Annotated in this window: 14 protein-coding genes; 4 read left to right on the forward strand and 10 right to left on the reverse strand. The window is 34.4% G+C overall.

Going from position 1 to position 18,635, the window contains the following annotated elements:
* Nucleotides 1-106 precede the first annotated feature (106 nt).
* Nucleotides 107-1,078 carry a LacI family DNA-binding transcriptional regulator gene (locus BR77_RS08620; protein ID WP_015075494.1) on the forward strand — a complete coding sequence of 324 codons (972 nt, stop codon included), beginning with the start codon at nucleotides 107-109 and terminating at the stop codon, nucleotides 1,076-1,078.
* 79 nt (nucleotides 1,079-1,157) lie between these two features.
* Here the strand turns inward: BR77_RS08620 and BR77_RS08625 are convergent, their stop codons facing one another.
* The 3 genes from BR77_RS08625 to BR77_RS08635 form a co-directional block, all read right to left on the reverse strand.
* Entirely contained in the window at nucleotides 1,158-1,838 is a 681-nt protein-coding gene (locus tag BR77_RS08625; RefSeq protein WP_035064610.1) for an amino acid ABC transporter permease, read from the reverse strand.
* Nucleotides 1,839-1,849: 11 nt separating this feature from the next.
* Complete coding sequence (locus tag BR77_RS08630) at nucleotides 1,850-2,722, reverse strand: transporter substrate-binding domain-containing protein (RefSeq protein ID WP_015075492.1); 873 nt, start codon at nucleotides 2,720-2,722, stop codon at nucleotides 1,850-1,852.
* Between the two features lie 844 nt (nucleotides 2,723-3,566).
* Nucleotides 3,567-4,529 (reverse strand): phosphoglycerate dehydrogenase, encoded by a 963-nt coding sequence (locus BR77_RS08635; protein WP_015075491.1) that lies wholly within the window; start codon nucleotides 4,527-4,529, stop codon nucleotides 3,567-3,569.
* Nucleotides 4,530-4,951: 422 nt separating this feature from the next.
* Between BR77_RS08635 and BR77_RS08640 the strand changes: the two genes are divergently transcribed.
* A complete protein-coding gene (locus BR77_RS08640) occupies nucleotides 4,952-6,388 on the forward strand; it encodes an amino acid permease (protein ID WP_015075490.1) in 1,437 nt (478 codons plus the stop codon).
* 57 nt (nucleotides 6,389-6,445) lie between these two features.
* Here BR77_RS08640 and BR77_RS08645 read toward each other — a convergent pair whose 3' ends face one another.
* From BR77_RS08645 to BR77_RS08665, 5 genes are read right to left on the reverse strand one after another with little or no spacing between them, the layout of a single operon-like run.
* A complete protein-coding gene (locus tag BR77_RS08645) occupies nucleotides 6,446-7,246 on the reverse strand; it encodes a response regulator transcription factor (RefSeq protein ID WP_015075489.1) in 801 nt (266 codons plus the stop codon).
* Nucleotides 7,239-8,933, reverse strand: coding sequence for a sensor histidine kinase (locus BR77_RS08650; RefSeq protein WP_144060821.1), 1,695 nt, complete (start codon nucleotides 8,931-8,933; stop codon nucleotides 7,239-7,241). The genes BR77_RS08645 and BR77_RS08650 overlap by 8 nt, the downstream gene beginning before the upstream one ends.
* A 23-nt stretch (nucleotides 8,934-8,956) precedes the next feature.
* Complete coding sequence (locus BR77_RS08655) at nucleotides 8,957-10,612, reverse strand: ABC transporter permease (protein ID WP_015075487.1); 1,656 nt, start codon at nucleotides 10,610-10,612, stop codon at nucleotides 8,957-8,959.
* On the reverse strand, nucleotides 10,602-11,717 hold the full coding sequence (locus BR77_RS08660; protein ID WP_015075486.1) for an ABC transporter ATP-binding protein: 1,116 nt from the start codon (nucleotides 11,715-11,717) through the stop codon (nucleotides 10,602-10,604). Before BR77_RS08660 ends, BR77_RS08655 begins: the two co-directional genes overlap by 11 nt.
* Before the next feature lie 27 nt (nucleotides 11,718-11,744).
* On the reverse strand, nucleotides 11,745-12,779 hold the full coding sequence (locus tag BR77_RS08665) for an extracellular solute-binding protein (RefSeq protein ID WP_015075485.1): 1,035 nt from the start codon (nucleotides 12,777-12,779) through the stop codon (nucleotides 11,745-11,747).
* Nucleotides 12,780-12,973: 194 nt separating this feature from the next.
* On the opposite strand from BR77_RS08665, the gene BR77_RS08670 reads away from it, so the two are divergent.
* Nucleotides 12,974-14,008: a hypothetical protein gene (locus tag BR77_RS08670; protein ID WP_035064615.1), complete on the forward strand. Its 1,035-nt coding sequence runs from the start codon at nucleotides 12,974-12,976 to the stop codon at nucleotides 14,006-14,008.
* A 66-nt stretch (nucleotides 14,009-14,074) separates the two neighbouring features.
* Here BR77_RS08670 and BR77_RS08675 read toward each other — a convergent pair whose 3' ends face one another.
* Both BR77_RS08675 and BR77_RS08680 read right to left on the reverse strand, forming a co-directional pair.
* Complete coding sequence (locus tag BR77_RS08675) at nucleotides 14,075-15,571, reverse strand: metallophosphoesterase (protein ID WP_035064618.1); 1,497 nt, start codon at nucleotides 15,569-15,571, stop codon at nucleotides 14,075-14,077.
* Between the two features lie 72 nt (nucleotides 15,572-15,643).
* Complete coding sequence (locus BR77_RS08680) at nucleotides 15,644-16,573, reverse strand: phosphate/phosphite/phosphonate ABC transporter substrate-binding protein (RefSeq protein WP_015075480.1); 930 nt, start codon at nucleotides 16,571-16,573, stop codon at nucleotides 15,644-15,646.
* 397 nt (nucleotides 16,574-16,970) lie between these two features.
* Here BR77_RS08680 and BR77_RS08685 point away from each other — a divergent pair, with 397 nt between their 5' ends.
* Nucleotides 16,971-18,599, forward strand: a complete 1,629-nt coding sequence (locus BR77_RS08685; protein WP_010050066.1) for an ABC-F family ATP-binding cassette domain-containing protein — start codon at nucleotides 16,971-16,973, stop codon at nucleotides 18,597-18,599.
* Nucleotides 18,600-18,635: the final 36 nt, after the last annotated feature.

Raw genomic sequence — 18,635 nt, forward strand, 5'->3', positions numbered from 1 at the left:
AAGTTGTCACAATTTAAAGGCTTATTCCCATATATTCTGCCTAACTCCCTACATTTGAAGCTCGCTTTTTGCTATACTAGAGATAGTTTGAAGGGATGGGTGAAAAATGGCTAATATTAATGAGATTGCTAAAATTGCTGGTGTTTCTTCAGCAACTGTTTCTCGTGTAATTAATCGCAACGGTTATGTCAGCGATGACACTCGAGCTAAAGTTGAAGCTGTTATCAAAAAATTAGATTATGTACCTAATCGCAATGCTGTATTTTTAAAAACAGGTACGACTAAAATGTTAGGCATTATCGCACCTGATTTTTCAGACTCTTTGACTGTGTTTCTAAGAAGCTTTACGTTAGCCGCTCAGAAAGAAGGCTATAACGTCACTTTATTTATTACTGGTGGCGACAAGCAAAAAGAATTAGATGCCTTTGAAATGCTGCGCCATAAACAATTAGATGGTTTAGTTTTAGTGATTCGTTTAAATGATTGGGATCAACTTGAACCTTTCACAAAATATGGCCCGATTGTTACTTGGCAACGAGTTGATTCAAAGCACATTCCTTCTGTCTTTATGAACCATTACCAAGGGTACATGTTAGGTTTAGAACATCTTTATGCTTCTGGTTGCCGTAACATTGCCAATTTATATGGCAGTACACGAGGATTAAATACCAAGAGCCGCATGCAAGCTTACGCTGACTTTTGTCAAAAATATAAATTAGATCCAAAACTTGAACAACAGTTTAAAGGCTTAAACTCCATCGAAGACGGGGAAGCGATTCTTGATTGGTATGCAGAACAATCTGACAAACCAGATGGCTTTGCAACTAGTTCAGATGCTGTTGCTGCAGGATTAGTCGCAGAAGCTCGTCGACGAGGCTACAACATTCCAACGGATTTTTCAGTCGTTGGTTTTGATAATATTGAAATTTCACGTTTATTGGATATCACCACGATTGATTACCCAATTGCTAAACAAGCTCAAAATGCCTTTACAATCATCTTTAATCAACTATTATATAAAAACCTACCTTTATTGCCTTTAGAATTTGATTTAATTAAACGTAAAACCACTAGATAATAGAAGAAAGGACTATGAAAAAACAATTCATAGTCCTTTCTTTTAGCTACCTTTACTAATTACTCTTTTTAACAGCTAGTCAGTTTGTATAAAGAGAAAATTTTTTCTCCAAAATAGTTTGTAAAATGGTGAATAGACTACAAATTCCCCAGTAGACCAAGGCCACTAGTATATACATTGTCATATAATCGAATTCTCGACCACCAACAATCTTTGCTTGTTGAAATATTTCAGGAACTGTAATCATTGCCGCTAAAGAAGTTCCTTTAATCAAATCTAGCAAAACATTACTTAAGGGTCCAATTGCAGTCCGCAAAGCTTGCGGTAAGATGATTTTGCGCATGATGAAAAAATACGGCATACCTAATGCATATGATGCCTCCCATTGCCCTTTATCAATCGAGTTTAAACAAGCACGTAATATCTCTGCGATATAGGCGCTACTATGCAAACTAAAGCCAAGCACAGCTGCAGTAACAGCGTCAAACTTGATTCCAATAAAAGGAAAGCCAAAATAAAGAATAAATAAGAAAACCAACATAGGCGTTCCTCGCATAAAGGAAATATATATACGACTTAACAAGTTTAATACTTTAAATTTAGATAATCTAAATAGTGCTAAAAAGAATCCTAAAATTGTTCCAAAAGTCATACTTACTACTGAAATCCAAAGCGTATAACCCAAACCTTGTAAAATAAACGGTAAGCTTTCTAGCGCTAAACTCGGATTAAAGATATACTGCCATTGAATTCCGCTCATATTCTCGACTCCTATTCTACCTCGACTACTTTAGTAATTTTCACATCTGCTTCTTTTGACACATCTGCTCCACCAAAAAACTGTTCAGATAATTTTTTTAGAGTGCCATCTTTTTTCATTTCAGTAATTGCATCATCCACTTTAGTTTTCAGTTCAGTATTTTCTTTTTTCATTACTAAGCCAGCTTGACTAGGATTATAAAATAATCCTGGGTTAATTTCGACTGGAATTTCTGGAAGTGCTTCTGTCGCCATTTTTTGCAAGTAATAATCATTTAAGATGACATCTGTCCGACCATTTGCTACATCTAATAAATATTGATCGTTAGTTACATTGTCATACACGACACTCTCTGCTCCAAATTTTTCAGCAATTTTCATATAAGTGGTTGTTGCTGCTCCCGCAGATTTTTTACCTTTCAAATCTTCTAGAGAATGAATCCCAGATTGATCTGATTTACGTACAACCATACTGGCAAATGAATATTTATAAGGCTCAGAAAAAGCAAATTTCTCTTTACGCTTATCTGATAAATCAATATTATTCGCTGCTGTATCCACCTGCCCACTATTAATAGCTGACAACATGCCATCAAAACCCATTTCAACAAATTTAACTTTTACATCTAAGCGTTTGGCAATTTCCTTAACGATTTCAACTTCATAACCAGTTAATTCCTTTTCATCTTTTGCATAATAAGAAGTAGGGAATAGGGTTCCTGATGTTGCTACAGTTAACACACCTTTTTCTTTGATTTGCTCCCAACCATTTTTTTCTTTCTTATCAGCACTACTGGCTTTATCACTATTTCCTCCAGTACATCCTGCCACAACTAAACTTAATGCAATAAAACTAATCACTAACCAACTACTCTTTTTCTTCATTATTTATTTGCTCCTTCTCATTATCTTTCTATTAGACACATTCCTTGCGTTGTATTAAGTAAGACTCTTTTAGAAATATAACAGCGAAAAAAATCTGTGTCAATTTAACCTCTATATCTGGATAAAAAATACAAATGAAGTAGAAGCATATTTCTTTAAAACCCTTATTTAAAAGCATTACGCTTCACGAATCCATGTACAATATTGTATTTATTTAAATAAACCAACATTTTAGGATCACAGTCCATCTTTGATGGATGCGTATCATGGTTCTAAGTTGCTAAAGCAACAAGAACCTCAGTAAACCAACATTTTAGGACCACAGTCCATCTTTGATGGATGCGTATCATGGTTCTAAGTTGCTAAAGCAACAAGAACCTCAGTAAACCAACATTTTAGGACCACAGTCCATCTTTGATGGATGCGTATCATGGTTCTAAGTTGCTAAAGCAACAAGAACCCCAGTAAACCAACATTTTAGGATCACAGTCCATCTTTGATGGATGTGTATCATGGTTCTAAGTTGCTAAAGCAACAAGAACCTCTGTAAACCAACATTTTAGGACCACAGTCCATCTTTGATGGATGCGTATCATGGTTCTAAGTTGCTAAAGCAACAAGAACCTCTGTAAACCAACATTTTAGGACCACAGTCCATCTTTGATGGATGCGTATCATGGTTCTAAGTTGCTAAAGCAACAAGAACCTCAGTAAACCAACATTTTAGGATCACAGTCCATCTTCGATGGATGCGTATCATGGTTCTAAGTTGCTAAAGCAACAAGAACCATGATAAAAAAGTAGAACAGAAAACGAGTTTCTGTTCTACTTTACTACCGCTTTTTCAATAATTGTGTTTATAATCAATGACATTCCGGGGCAACTCTTCTCCGGCAACATATGCCGTAAGATTTTCTTCAAATATAGCAAATAAACGTTTCTTGAAATGTTCAGCTACTCCACTAATATGGGGCGTAATCAAGACTTCTGGTAAATCCCATAATGGACTATCTTTTGCCAAAGGTTCTTCTTTAAAAACATCTAAACCGGCAAAACCAATCTGCCCATTTTTTATCTGGCGAATTAAAGCATCTGTATCTACAGACGGCCCTCTTCCAACATTAATAAAACCAGCACCTTTTTTCATGCTTGTAAAAAAAGAATCATCATAGTAATTGGTTGTTTCTGAAGTTAACGGTAAAATATTAACAACAAAATCGGCTCTTTTAATATGTTTTGGAATTTGATCTTGCTTAATAATTTCAGAGACTTCTGTTACAGGATTTCCACTTCGATTAACACCAATCACATTTAATCCAAAAGCCTGCGCTAGACGAGCAACTTCTTTTCCAACCTGGCCCATTCCAATAATCATCATAGTTTTGCCCTTTAGCTCTACTAAACTTTCTGTTTGTGACCAGACTTTATTTGTTTGTTGATTGATAGCCTTTTTAATCCCTCTAGTATCAGCTAACAGCATACCAAAAACTGACTCAGCGATAGGAACACCATGAATTCCGCTAGCATTCGTCAAAATAATATTTTTTTCGTTTAGTAAAGACAGATTCATGGTATCCACACCTGCAGATTTTGCTTGAATCCATTTTAAGTGACTATCCTTATTTTCTAATAAAAAATCAGATTTTGCTGAACTCCAGCCATAAACTATTTCGATATCAGCTGCAGGAAAATTTAAAGTTGAGTCTGAAAACCCATCAATAACCTCATAATCCGGCGCTAAATCCTTCACTCGTTGCAATTGTTCTGGAGTTGTTTCTTGAAGTAACCATATTCCTTTATTCTTCATAATTTCCTCCTTAAATAAAAAGTTTGTTGAGCCGGTTAGCTCTAATTACAAAGGCTAGCCTATACACTAATCAGCGCTTTTTATTAAGAATAGTGATAGATAAAACGATATTAATTGATTTTATCTCCCCAAATTCCTATTTACCCTCTATAAAATATTCTGAAAAACTAGCTTATTTTTGCTTTATTCTCATTATCCCACTTATAACCCCAATACGAAAGAGAAACACCCTCATTTTGTTTAATTAATATTCATGTTCATTAAATAACAATCCCTTAATCAAAGACTAATCAAACTGTTAGAAACCAAAGAAAATAGTTGTTTCCTTATATAAATCGGTTTATGATAAAAACGGTATCTTTTGATATCCTTTGAACTTATATGATTCATTTTAATTGTAAACAGAGAGGACGATTCATTGAATGAAAGAAGAGAAAAAGTTACGTTGGTATAACGTGGCCTTAATTGCCTTTGTTTCGGTTTGGGGCCTAGGAAATGTTGTAAACAACTATGCAACTCAAGGAATTTCAGTTATTACATCATGGATTTTAATTATGCTTTTATACTTTGTTCCATATGCATTAATTGTCGGTCAACTAGGTTCGACTTTTAAAGATGGCAATGGGGGAGTTAGTACCTGGATTAAAGAAACAACCACTAAGAAGCTGGCTTATTACGCTGCTTGGACATACTGGGTGGTGCATATTCCTTATTTAGCACAAAAACCACAAGGAATTTTAATCGCTCTTGGTTGGGCATTTAAACAAAATGGAAATCTAGTGAATGATACACCAGCCCTAACTGTATCTCTAATTAGTTTAGTCATTTTCTTAATCTTTCTATGGGTTTCATCAAAGGGTTTAACCACTTTAAAAAGAATTGGTAGTATTGCAGGAATGGCAATGTTTGTCATGTCTTTATTATTTATTTTATTAGCTGTAACCGCTCCTGCTCTTCGTGGTGCATCTTTTGCCACACCAAATATGGGCGATATAAAAACCTATTTACCGACTTTTAATTTTGCTTATTTCACAACAATATCAATGTTAGTCTTTGCAGTTGGTGGAGCTGAAAAAATTTCACCTTACGTAAACAACACAAAAAATCCATCTAAAGAATTTCCTAAAGGGATGTTAGCTTTAGCAGCGATGGTTGCTGTTTGTGCCTTATTGGGTTCATTTGCAATGGGGATGCTATTTGATAGTAACAACATTCCTGATGATTTAATGGCTAATGGTGCATATGACGCCTTTCAACGATTAGGTGCTTATTATGGAGTTGGAAACTTCTTTATGATTTTATATGCGATTGCCAATACAATGGCTCAAATATCAGCCTTAGCCTTCTCAATCGATGCTCCGCTAAAAATCTTACTTGGCGATGCTGATGAAGAATATATTCCACGCAAATTAGCTAAATTAAATAGCAAAGGTACGCCAGTCAATGGCTACGCTATGACCGGAATTTTAGTTAGTATTCTAATTATTGTGCCTGCTATTGGGATTGGTAGTATGAATGATTTATATAAATGGTTGCTGAATTTAAATGCTGTTGTGATGCCACTTCGTTATTTATGGGTATTCTTTGCCTATATGATGTTAAACAAATTGCATAAAAATTTCTCTTCTGAGTACAAATTTGTAAAAAATCATAAAATTGGATATGTCATTGGCGCTTGGTGTTTCCTCTTTACCGCCTTTGCTTGTATCTTAGGTATGGTGCCGAAAATCGATTATGCTGCAGATCCAAAAGCATGGGTTTTCCAATTTACTTTAAACATCATCACACCGATTATTTTTATTGCACTAGGTATGATTTTACCAGCGATTGCTAAAAAAGAAGTCGCTAAAAAAGCTTAATGAATGAATAAAAAGAGTCAAAACATTGTCATTATTTGGCATGTTTTGACTCCTTTTTTATGCTTCTGGCACATAGCCTTTTGAATAACTTGCAAAATCGCTAGGCAATACTTGTGTATATTTTTTGAATATATCAATAAAATAGCGATAATTGCTAAAACCTACCTCAAGCGCGATGCTACTAATTTTCTCATCACTATTTTTCAGAAGATAAATAGCTTGATACACTCGATAACGATTTAAATACTCATTGAATGTATAGCCTGTTTCTAACTTAAACTTTTGATTTAAATAAGTTTTACTACGATTCAACTCAAAAACTAAGTCTTGTAATCGAATTTTTTGGCTGTACTCTTCTTCAATAAAACTGATTAAGCGTGCAACTTCTTTTGATAATTTATGACGATTTGTAATTCGCTTAAAATCAAGAATGTCTAAATCTTCTACTCCATTTAATTTCTCTTGTAAAAATTGATATTGTTGCTTTAACTCAATTGCTTCTCGCGCTTTTCTCAATGCAACAATCAGTTCTTCATGATCTACTGGCTTCAATAAATACTCTGTAACCCCGTACTTAATTGCCTCCTTCGCTTTTTCAAAATCATCATATCCTGAGATAATAATCGTGCTGTATAACGCTGTTTGATAGCTTTCTTTTAGAACCATCAAGCCATTTTTTAACGGCATATTTAAATCTAGTAATAAAATATCGGGTTTCAATTTAGTTATTTTTTCCAGTGCTTCTACTCCATTAGCAGCTTCTCCGACAATCTGACAGTTTTCTTTTCCCCAGTCTAAACTAAATTTCAAGCCTTCTCGGATAATATCCTCATCTTCAATAATCAATACTTTAAACATCCCCATCATCCTTTATTAACGGCAATTCAATTTGGACAATTGTGCCCAAACCCAATGTGCTCTTAATTTTCAGTCCATATTTTTCGCCATAAATCAGTTTAATTTTCCGGTCTGTATTGTATAACCCTATACTACTTAAGTTGATTATTTCTTGGCGCAAATTAGCTTCGATTTCGGATAATTGTTTAGTAGCAATACCTGGTCCATCATCTTCTACTGTAATCCAAATTTTGTCTTGTTGCGCTTGAACAGATATTTTAATTGTTAAATTAGTTTGATTTTGGTACCCATATTTAATCGAATTTTCTACAATTGGCTGTAATAGCAGCTTAGGAATTTCAACTTTCGTCAAACTTGGATCGAGGTCAATTTGATAGGTTAATCGATTGTTATAACGGTATTGATGCAAAGCTAAATAATCAGAAATATAGTCCATATCCTTTTGCAAAATTTCCCAATTTTGACCTTGGTGAATACTATAACGCAACAAACGGGCTAAAGTTAAAATGATGCGTTGTGCCTTATCTTGATCAGAAACCATCGTATAGCGAATCGTTTCTAGCATATTAAATAAAAAATGAGGATTAAATTGGCTTTGTAAAAATTTAATTTCATCACGCTGTAAAACATAGGTGAGCTCTTCATTTCGTAATAACAATTGATTTAAGTTTTTAAGCATTTTATTATAGTGATCCGCTAATTCTTCAAATTCATCACCTGTCTTGATTTCAACAAAATTAGTTAACTCACCTGTTTTTAAACTATCTAAACCCGACATTAAAACACTCACCGACTGACTATTGCGCTCTGACATTTTTTTAGCTAAATAATTGACTAGAAAATAAAGAACTAAGCTACTAATAGTCGTCAGCAATAAATAAGAAACAAGTACTTCTTGATAATTCGGTTTCTGGATTAAGGTTTTCACCTGAACTCCATAGAGAGAGTCCTGATTTTCTGCCAGAATATACTTTTTACTATCAAGCAAGATCTCATTGCCTTCCCTTTCGTCTACACTGAATTTGCCCATCAGTCCTTTGACACGGTTACTCGTTGTAGCAATAATGCGTTCATATTGATCCGCTATTACAACAATATCAACATTCTTTCCAAATAATAGTTTTTGAAAATCCTCATCATATAAACGATAAATTAAATAACCAACAATTTCCCCATCTTTTCCGACAGGTTGGATTAAGGTTAATCCAGTGACTTTATTATAAGAAAAATAATTTGTTTGAACATCAATTACCATCTGCTTCGGATTTTTCCAACGCTTTAAACGATAACTTGGAATTTCATTCGCAAGGTAATCCTCAGATGAAGATGACGTTAGAGAAAACCCTTTCATATCAACAAGATGGAAAATACTTTTAACTTCTTGTTGCAAATTAAATCCGTAAAACTCTTCAAAAACTAAATTACTCTTTTTCTGTTGGGTTAAATAATCTAAAACATATTCATTGTTCGCCATGCGTATCATTTCTTTTTCATATGTAGCTAAGACACGATTAAAAGCTAGCATTGTTTCCTGGCTAGCCTTTACCGTATCATTACGAACTTTCCAACTAGCATAAGAGAATATGCTAATCCCAAAAATAACGAATAAGAAAACAATCGGAATAAACGTATACTTCAAAAAAAGAAGTCGGGTTTTTTCTTTGAATTTATGTTGTTTCTTATCCATCATCAATCCCTCATTATCTATATTTAAATTGAAATTTCTTTTTTACCCGTTAACTTGAAGAATAGTAATAACGAACTAACTGTAATTAGTGTTAAAATCGTTGACAACGCGGCTGCAGTTCCATAATTCCCACGAATAACTTCTGTATAAATAGCCACAGACATCGTCCGTGTTTTAGCTGTATACAAAATAATCGTTGTGCTTAACTCTGTGATAATGGTTACCCAACTTAAAATAGCACCTGAAATAACACCTGGAAGCATCATTGGAAAAGTCACCCTAAAGAATGTTTTTAAATTGGATGCTCCTAAACTGACAGAAGCTTCTTCAATACTAGGGCTAATTTGATGCACAATCGCAGCGCTTGAACGAATCGTATAAGGCAAACGTCTGATTACATACGATACAATTAAAATCAATGCTGTCCCACTTAATAATAAAGGTGGTTTATTAAAAGTCAATAACAAAGCAATTCCCATCACAGAACCTGGAACGATGTAGGGAATCATTGTAACAATATCGAGCCCATTTGTTAAGGTATTTTTTCTTCTAACGGTTACATACGCAATTAAAATAGCTAAGAACACGACAATCACAATCGAAGCAATCGCCAATGAAAAAGTATTCTTAATCGCGTCACCAGAACGATCAAAGGCTAACCTAAAGCTATCTAGCGAATAACCTTTGATAAATATTCGTCCGGAAGTTTTCAAAAAAGCTGTATAAATCACATACAATTGCGGAGCAATCGCCGCCACAATAAAGCCATAAATATAGGTATGAGCAAGAATATTTCGGATTCCTTTTGCTTTTTTAGCTTCCATCGGATGCAAAGCGTTCATTGAAAAGGATTTACGATTGCTAATATATTTTTGAATCAAGAAGACCGCAATCGCAAAAACAATGACAATTACACTAATTGCTGCTGCAAAACCATCATCGCCACCCATTTCGCTAATAAACTCATTAAATATTAAAACTGGCACTGTACGATAGCCTTCCCCAATTAACATCGGTGTTCCAAAATCAGCTAGAGCACGCATAAAGACTAATAACGCCCCGGCTAAAAGAGTTGGCATAATTAATGGGAAAATAACTTTCACCATTTTTTTAATTCCTGTACAACCCATGCTTTCAGCCGCTTCAATAATAGAATTATCAATGCTCTTTAGAGCTCCCATCAAATACATATAGATTAATGGAACTAATTGTAGAGTTAACACAATTACAATTCCTGTAAACCCATAAATATCAGGGACCTTCACACCAAACATACTTGAAATAAATTTTGTAATTGCACCATTTCGGCCTAATAATAAAATCCAAGAGTAAGCACCAATAAAAGGCGGAGCCATTGAAGAAATCAAGATTAGAATTTGCAAAAATACTTTGCCTTTAATTTTCACCGTTGTCATAATATAAGCTAACGGTGTTGCTAAAACCACGGCTAATAGCGTAACTGAAATCGTGACTTTTAAACTGTTAAATAAAGCATCGTAATAATAGTTTTTACCAAAAAATTTAGTAAAATAAGCAACGGAAAATCCGGTCCCATCAGGATTTGTAAAGCCTGCTTTTAATAAGGTAAATAATGGCAGAACCAATAAAATTAAATAAAGTAAGAAGATGCCAATAGTAATATACGTCCAAACATCTTTTTTTTGCCCTTTACCAAACATCATTTACCACTCCTTTTGTCAAATTCACTTCCGTTTGACTATCAAAAAGGTTAATTTTATCTTTTTTAATGTGTAAACCAATCCAAGTTCCAGGTTCAATGACTTTTTCAAGTGTTGATTCCTGAATAATTTCAACTTGTTCACCACTAGCTAATTCCACATTATAGTGGGTATTTAAACCTAAAAACATATTATTTAAGACCTTAGCCCGAATTCCCAAGCCATCTTCGACAATTACAAACTCTTCGGGTCTAATCGAAACTTTCACCTTACCAGATTGTCTATTTTTTGGATCCGCTAAGTTCATTATCTGTACACTATTGTCCTGATCTAAATGTAAACATCCTACTGTTCCTTCCATATTCAGTTCACGTTCAATAATATTGGTTCGACCAATAAAATTAGCCACAAATACATTGGCCGGACGATGATAAATATTTTGCGGTGTTCCAACATGTTGAATACTCCCTAAATTCATCACCGCAATTCGATCAGAAACAGCCATCGCTTCTTCTTGATCATGAGTCACGTAAATAGTTGTGATACCAACTTCTTTTTGAATATTTCGAATCGCATTTCGCATATCAACTCGCAACTTAGCATCTAAATTCGATAACGGTTCATCCATTAAAAGAACACTAGGTTCAATAACAATTGCTCGTGCTAATGCAATTCTTTGTTGTTGACCTCCTGATAAATTTTCAGGTAAGCGGTCTTTAAATTTTTGGATTTGAACGACATCCATCATTTTTTCAACTTTCTTCTCAATCTCATCTTTGGCTATTTTTATTTTTCTATTTTGCAAACCAAAAGCGATATTTTGTTTCACTGTTAAATGCGGAAAAATAGCATAATTCTGGAAAACCATGCCAATATTCCGATTTTGTGGAGTTACATGATTAATTTTCGTTTCATTAAAACAAATATCGCCTCCTTCAATACTGTTAAAACCTGCCACCATCCGCAATAAAGTTGTTTTCCCGCACCCAGATGGACCCAGTAAAGTAAAAAATTCACTGGGTTTAATTTCAACAGATAAATCGGGAATCACAACGCTTTCTCCATATTTTTTAAGAACATTTTTAATTTTAATTGTTGTACTCATTTGTCCATCTCGCCTCCTACAATTTTCTTATTGTAATTCTGTAAATAAATCTGTATATTGGTTTACGATTTTATCTTTGTTTTTTTGCACATAATCTTCATCTTCTGTAAGGATTTTAATGTCTTTCATTGGGACCATATGATTCCCTAATGCCGCATCTTTTCGTAACGGACGATTTGTCAATTCCTCGCCAAAAATATCTTGAGCTTCTTTTGATGTCATAAAATCAATAAATTTTTCGGCATTTTCTTTGTGTTTTGCATCTTTAATAATCGCTAAAGCAGCATCTAGATAAACAGCACCTTCTTTAGGATAGACAATCTTAACTGGAGCACCATCACGGATATAGCTAGCTGATGGATCTTCATAAGTTAATCCAACAACAAATTCACCATCTGCAACTCCTTTGTGCACAGCACCAGATCCATTTGCAACTTTTCCATCCAAATTCTTAATTAAACTACCCACATAATCCCAGCCTTTATCTGATTCATAATCGCCACCCATTGCCAAAAGCATATTCGTCAATTGTGCAAAACCAGAACTAGAACTGGCTGGATCGGCAGCTGCAATCTTGCCTTTAAGTTGCGCATTTAATAAATCTTCATAACCTTCAATTTTTATATCCCCAATTAAATCAGTATTAATTAAAATATTACTGCCATCAGTAATATAAGGTGTTAATACTCCAGCAATATTTTGATGACCTTCGATCATATCTTTGTCATTTTTAGACGTATATTTTTCAAATAAATCTTCATTAGTTAATTTAGATTTATTTAAGCCCCCAAACATCACATCAGCATACGGGTTTTCCTTCTCAGAAGAAATTCGTTTCAATAACTCTCCAGTACCTGCTGAAACCAATTCAACTTTAATTCCCGTTTCTTTTTCAAACATTGGAATTAATGTATTGACGATATCCTCACTATTTGGCGAATAGACAATTAATGTATTTTCTTCTTTTTTATTTGTTCCTTTTGTCTTCTCACCGCTCCCACAAGCGGATAATCCTACTAGAGCAACTGTTAATACAACCATTAAACTGACAAACTTTTTCATTTTAACTCCTCCTCTTTCATAATAAAATCAGTATAGCATGATAAAAAGCGCTTTCAATGCTAATTTAGAACAGATTTGTCTAGTTTAGAAAAGTTCTACCTTTTTTATTCTTTTACAATAAAAAAGCCCACTTTTAACGTATTCAATGCTAAAATAGAGGAAAGAACAAGTTTAGTGGGGAAAGGGTGACACTTATGGAAAAAGAGCACATACTTACAACTAAAATAACAATTAATGGTACCTTTTATGACTCACAATTATATAGTGGAAAACTTTATTTATGGTTAGAAACCAATCAGCTAGCTATTTATAATTGGAACAACTGGATGCTTGCCTTGAATGAAATTGAACGTCCTGTCTATTTTGAACCTCGTCCTTCTGAGGCTATGCAGTTTGACTTAAAGGATCTTACCCCTTATTTAGAAAGGAGTTTGGCTTTCGAAGAAGCTCCAATAGACACTGCTATCTTTAATCACCAACTCTATTTTTCTGATTCAACCGGCTTTTACAGTTATTCACTAGCACAATTAAAAGCCACTAAAAAAAAATTATGGGATCTGCCTGTGCTCCAAATTAATATTGCTAAAAACGGACGTATGGCACTAGCTTGTGGAGCTAATGGTCTTTATGAATACGATAATACCAAACGGTTTACTGACCATACAGCAGATGAAGTCGCTCCATCTATTTATCAATTAACAAATCAGTATGCTAGCCGTTCAGAATGGAGTCGTAACGATCTGATTCAATTCGGTGCACATCTGGAAAAAGCTGACTATATCTGTTTCTTTCATTTGCATGAAAAACAAATTATTTTGGAAAAAGTTCAGGCGGCCAATGAATTAACCTACAAAGAACATGTTTCCATTGAAGAATTACCCTTATCTTTAGAAATGACAAAACCGTTAATTGATGAAGGGCTCTTATTTTCTTTTAATCCTTTAAATCGTCAATTAAAAAAAGAAAAGCAGTATCGCTCGAAATCATTAACTGTCAAGGCAGCCTTGTCTGAGCTTAATCAACAACCGCCTTTTTCGTTAAATACAATTTATATAAAAGAAAAGCATCACAAATTAACTGCTCAATTAAATGACCAACCTATTTTACAAATAAAGATGGATTTTACTAAATGGCGCGTTTATGATCGAACCTTATATTACCGAAATCAACTACATGTCTTAACAAATAATGCCTGTATACTTTATTTGTTTACAGAGTTGATTCACTAAGTCTAAAAAAAAGAACGAACTGACTATCATGGATGGATAGTCAGTTCGTTCTTTTTTCATGTCTATTTAGCTAATCTCCGGATAAAATCCTTGACCATGGACCGGAATCGCTACACACTCTTCTAATTGATACTCACGAATTAAATCAGGCATATAAATCATTATTTCTTGTATGATTTTTTCCATTCCAATCACACGTTCTCCATTCAGAGCACCCAAATAATGGTTAAAGCTTAACTCAATCAGCTCATCATCTGCTACATCAACTAATTCGACTAAATAGGAATCCGATTTTGAATCAAAATAGAAACGATAGGTTAATCCATCAATCAATTCATTTTCTGTTTGCTCATCTCGCCCTAATTTATAAGGGGATAATCGGCCCGCTTGGTTCAATTGGTAATAGTCTCTTCCTTTAATTAGCAAATGTTTTAATTCCTGTCCTGTAAAACGGAGAATCGCAAATGTACAAGGAAATGTATAATTTTGAAGAATCATCTCCATTGTTAAAGCCGTTGAACCAACTGAACTTTTCACAAGGGAGACAACTGATATTTTACGTCTTGAGGCAACTTTTTGAACTTTGTGCAAAAACTGATAAGCATCTGGTTCAACCGAATCTAACCCTTTTATAATTGGTTTTTTTCGATCATTAGCACTTAAATGCTCCCATTCTTCAATCTCTTTTAAGACAGCGGTATCTTCTTTTTCAGAAGCCAACGAAATTGTTTGGGCTTTAGCACTTTTCACATGCCATTTCTGCTCTTTTTGTTGAAGCTCAAAACTCATTTCGCCAATACTTGCTCCGCGTGTCCCAGGTTGAAGTAAAGGAACCCCATTTACTGCTCCGGCTAAGGTCCGGTGCTGATGCCCAGTAATGACTCCGTTTATTCCAGGAATTTCAGTAGCTAATCGGTACCCAACATTTTCTCCAGTCATATATTCTGTCGCTTCACCTGTCACTAAATCACGTTCTAATCCTCCATGATAGGCTAGCACAATTAAGTCTGGCTGTTCTGTCTCTTGAATAAAAGGGACCCATTTTTTGGCTGTTAAAATTGGATCTAAAAAGCGCAATCCGTTAATATTTTCAACCTTTTCCCATCTGGTTACATAAGAAGTTACTAGTCCAACTATAGCGATTCGAATCCCTTTGCGTTCCACAATTTGATAGGCTTCCCAACAAGTTTCGCCATTCTCTAAAACAATATTTGCAGCTAAATAAGGTGCATTTAATCCCTTTAAAGCCTTTTTCAAATAATTTATTCCATAGTTAAATTCATGATTTCCAGGTACAACACTGTCATAGTTGAGTTGATTCACTAGCTGGATGAAAGGATGGATACTCCATTTATCTTGATGCGTTGCTAAAGTATTAGCTAACATAGATCCTTCTAAAAAATCGCCATTTTCAATTAGAATTAGGTTTGGATCTATTTTTTTGCGCTTCTTTATATAGGTTGCAACACGAGCAAAACCATCGGCTGTTGCTTCTCCAGTCAATTCATTTGTACCCCGAATATAGCCATGAATATCACTTGTTACCAGTAAAGTTACTTCCATATCGTCACCTTTTCATTCTAAAATGAGAAAGACTAAGACCTCGGTCTCAGCCTCTCTTAATTCCTTTATTTATTATTGTCCAACCTCTTTTGCATATTCACGAACAATATCAAAACTACTATCGTCAGCAGGTACATACCCTTCATGAGCATATAACGAACTGATTAATTCACGGCCTTTATCAGATTTCCCAATGGCTACAAAAGCATCTTGAACTTTTGTTTTCCACTTATCACTCAAATCTGGGCGTACTGCAATCGCATCATTTGGTATTTTAGCCTCTGTAAAATACATCGCATCTAATTTATCAAATACATCTGGTAAATCCTTCTTCAATAAATTACGCCCATCCTCAAAACTAAATGCTGCATCCACGCTACCATCTAAAACAGCCATTAAGCCAGCATCAATTCCCTTAACTGTTGCAAATTGAATCTCTTTATCAACATTGATTCCAGCTTTTTGCATTTCAGCTACAGGAAAAACATACCCACTAGCCGAAACAACATCTTGAGCTGCAATTTTCTTCCCTTTTAAATCTTTTAAGTTCTTAATCGGGCTACCCTTTTTCACAACAATCATTGCTCGATAGCCATCAGCTAATTCTGTTGACGTTTCGCCACCAGGTTGTTTAATAGCAAAGCGTTGCGCTTGTAAAATCGCATCAGCTGCTTCTTGCTCATGACCTAAAACATATGCATTCGGCGGCATAATCCCTACATCCGTTTGTTTTGAAGCCATTGCTTCTATAATTGTATTATAATCTGTTGATACAGTTACTTTCACAGGTATTCCGAGTTCATCTGATAACAACTTTTCTAACGGTTTAGCTTTCGCTTCAATCGTGTTTGCCTCAATAGTTGGAACAAATTGAACGGTTAATTCTTTTGGAGTATAGCTCTCTTCTTTCGCTCCAGACTCTTTTTTCGCTCCACATGCTGCTAAACTTACGACTAAAACCACTCCCAAAACAAGCAAAAAACCATTTTTAACAAATTTCATTTTAAGTACCCTCCAAGTTTTTTTATGTGTCTTATTCTAGTATAATAGAATAACATCTTGTTTACAACGTTATTTATGTAAAATAGAGGTAAATAACCGAACAAAAATTACTTTTTGTTAACTTATTGTTGGTTTAATGCTCAAATTAGAAATTTGTAACTTAATTGAAAGTACGCAACTTATTTTAAATACTTCAATCCGTAACAATAAAAGATAGTACTGTTACCTTATAATCAACCTTACACAACCAAATCCGTTATCTTGCCAATTACTTTCTTTATCCTGAGTGCCACAATTTTCTCACATTCTTTTCAGAAAAAGACTTATAACATCGCATTTAACCCGAATTTATGTTAAAATGATTTAGATATACTATAGAATAGAGGTAAAAAATCAAATGATTACAGTTAGTAATGTAAGTCTGTTATTTTCAGATAGAAATTTATTTGAAGATGTAAATATCAAATTCACTCCTGGCAACTGTTATGGACTTATCGGCGCAAATGGCGCAGGTAAATCAACGTTCCTTAAAATTTTATCTGGCGACATCCAACCAACTACCGGTGATATTTCAATGTCATCTGGTGAGCGTTTAACCTTCTTAAAACAAAACCATTTTGATTATGAAGAATTTGGCGTTTTAGAAACGGTTATTATGGGCCATAAACGTTTATACGATATCATGAAAGAAAAAGATGCTATCTACATGAAAGAAGAATTTACTGATGAAGATGGTATTCGCGCTGCTGAACTTGAAGGCGAATTTGCTGAATTAGATGGTTGGGAAGCTGAACCAGAAGCGGCTGTTTTACTACAAGGTCTTGGCATTGATGAAAGTCTTCAACAAAAAACAATGAGCGAATTAACTGGTGGTCAAAAAGTTAAGGTGCTTTTAGCTCAAGCTTTATTCGGTAAACCTGATGTATTACTACTAGATGAGCCTACCAATGGATTGGATAAACAATCAATTGAATGGTTAGAAGAATTTTTAATTAATTTCTCTAATACTGTTATTGTTGTTTCCCATGACCGTCATTTCTTAAACAAAGTGTGTACGCATATGGCCGATGTTGATTTTGGTAAGATCAAACTTTACGTTGGGAACTACGACTTCTGGTTAGAATCAAGTCAATTAGCTTCACGTTTAGCAAATGACTCTAATTCTAAAAAAGAAGAACAAATTAAAGAATTACAAGACTTTATTGCGCGATTTAGTGCAAATGCCTCTAAATCAAAACAAGCAACGTCTCGTAAAAAAATGCTTGAAAAAATTACACTTGATGATATTCAACCATCTTCTCGTCGTTATCCATTCGTTGGATTTACACCTGACCGTGAAATTGGAAATGATTTAATTCGTGTGGAAAATGTTTCTAAAACAATTGATGGCGTGAAAATTTTAGACAATATCAGCTTCTCATTAAACCGTGAAGATAAAACAGCATTTATCAGCCAACATGATATTGCGATTACAACATTGTTTAAAATTATCATGGGCGAAATGGAACCTGATTCTGGTAGCGTTAAGTGGGGTGTCACTACTACTCAATCTTATTTACCAAAAGATAATACGGCTGAATTTGAAAAAGGCGACTTAACCGTTGTTGATTGGTTACGCCAATTTGCTTCAAAAGAAGAAAGTGACAATACTTTCTTACGTAGTTTCTTAGGTCGTATGTTATTCTCTGGTGAAGATGTGATGAAAAAAGTATCTGTCCTTTCAGGTGGAGAAAAAGTTCGTTGTATGCTTTCTAAAATGATGTTAAGTAAATCAAATGTTTTGGTTCTTGATGATCCAACAAACCATTTAGACTTAGAGTCAATTACAGCTTTAAATGATGGCTTGATTGCTTTCAAAGGTGCTTTACTATTTGGTTCTCATGATCATCAGTTTATCCAAACAATTGCAAATCGCATTATCGAAGTTTCACCTAATGGTGTAGTAGATCGTGCTGATACAACTTACGATGATTTCTTGGAAGATAAAAACGTTCAAGAACAAGTAGCAAAATTATACGCAAACTAATTTAAAAAGTGTGGTTTCAAGTTTACGAACTTGAAA

The sequence above is a fragment of the Carnobacterium maltaromaticum DSM 20342 genome (assembly GCF_000744945.1).
GTDB classification, from domain to species: Bacteria; Bacillota; Bacilli; order Lactobacillales; family Carnobacteriaceae; genus Carnobacterium; species Carnobacterium maltaromaticum.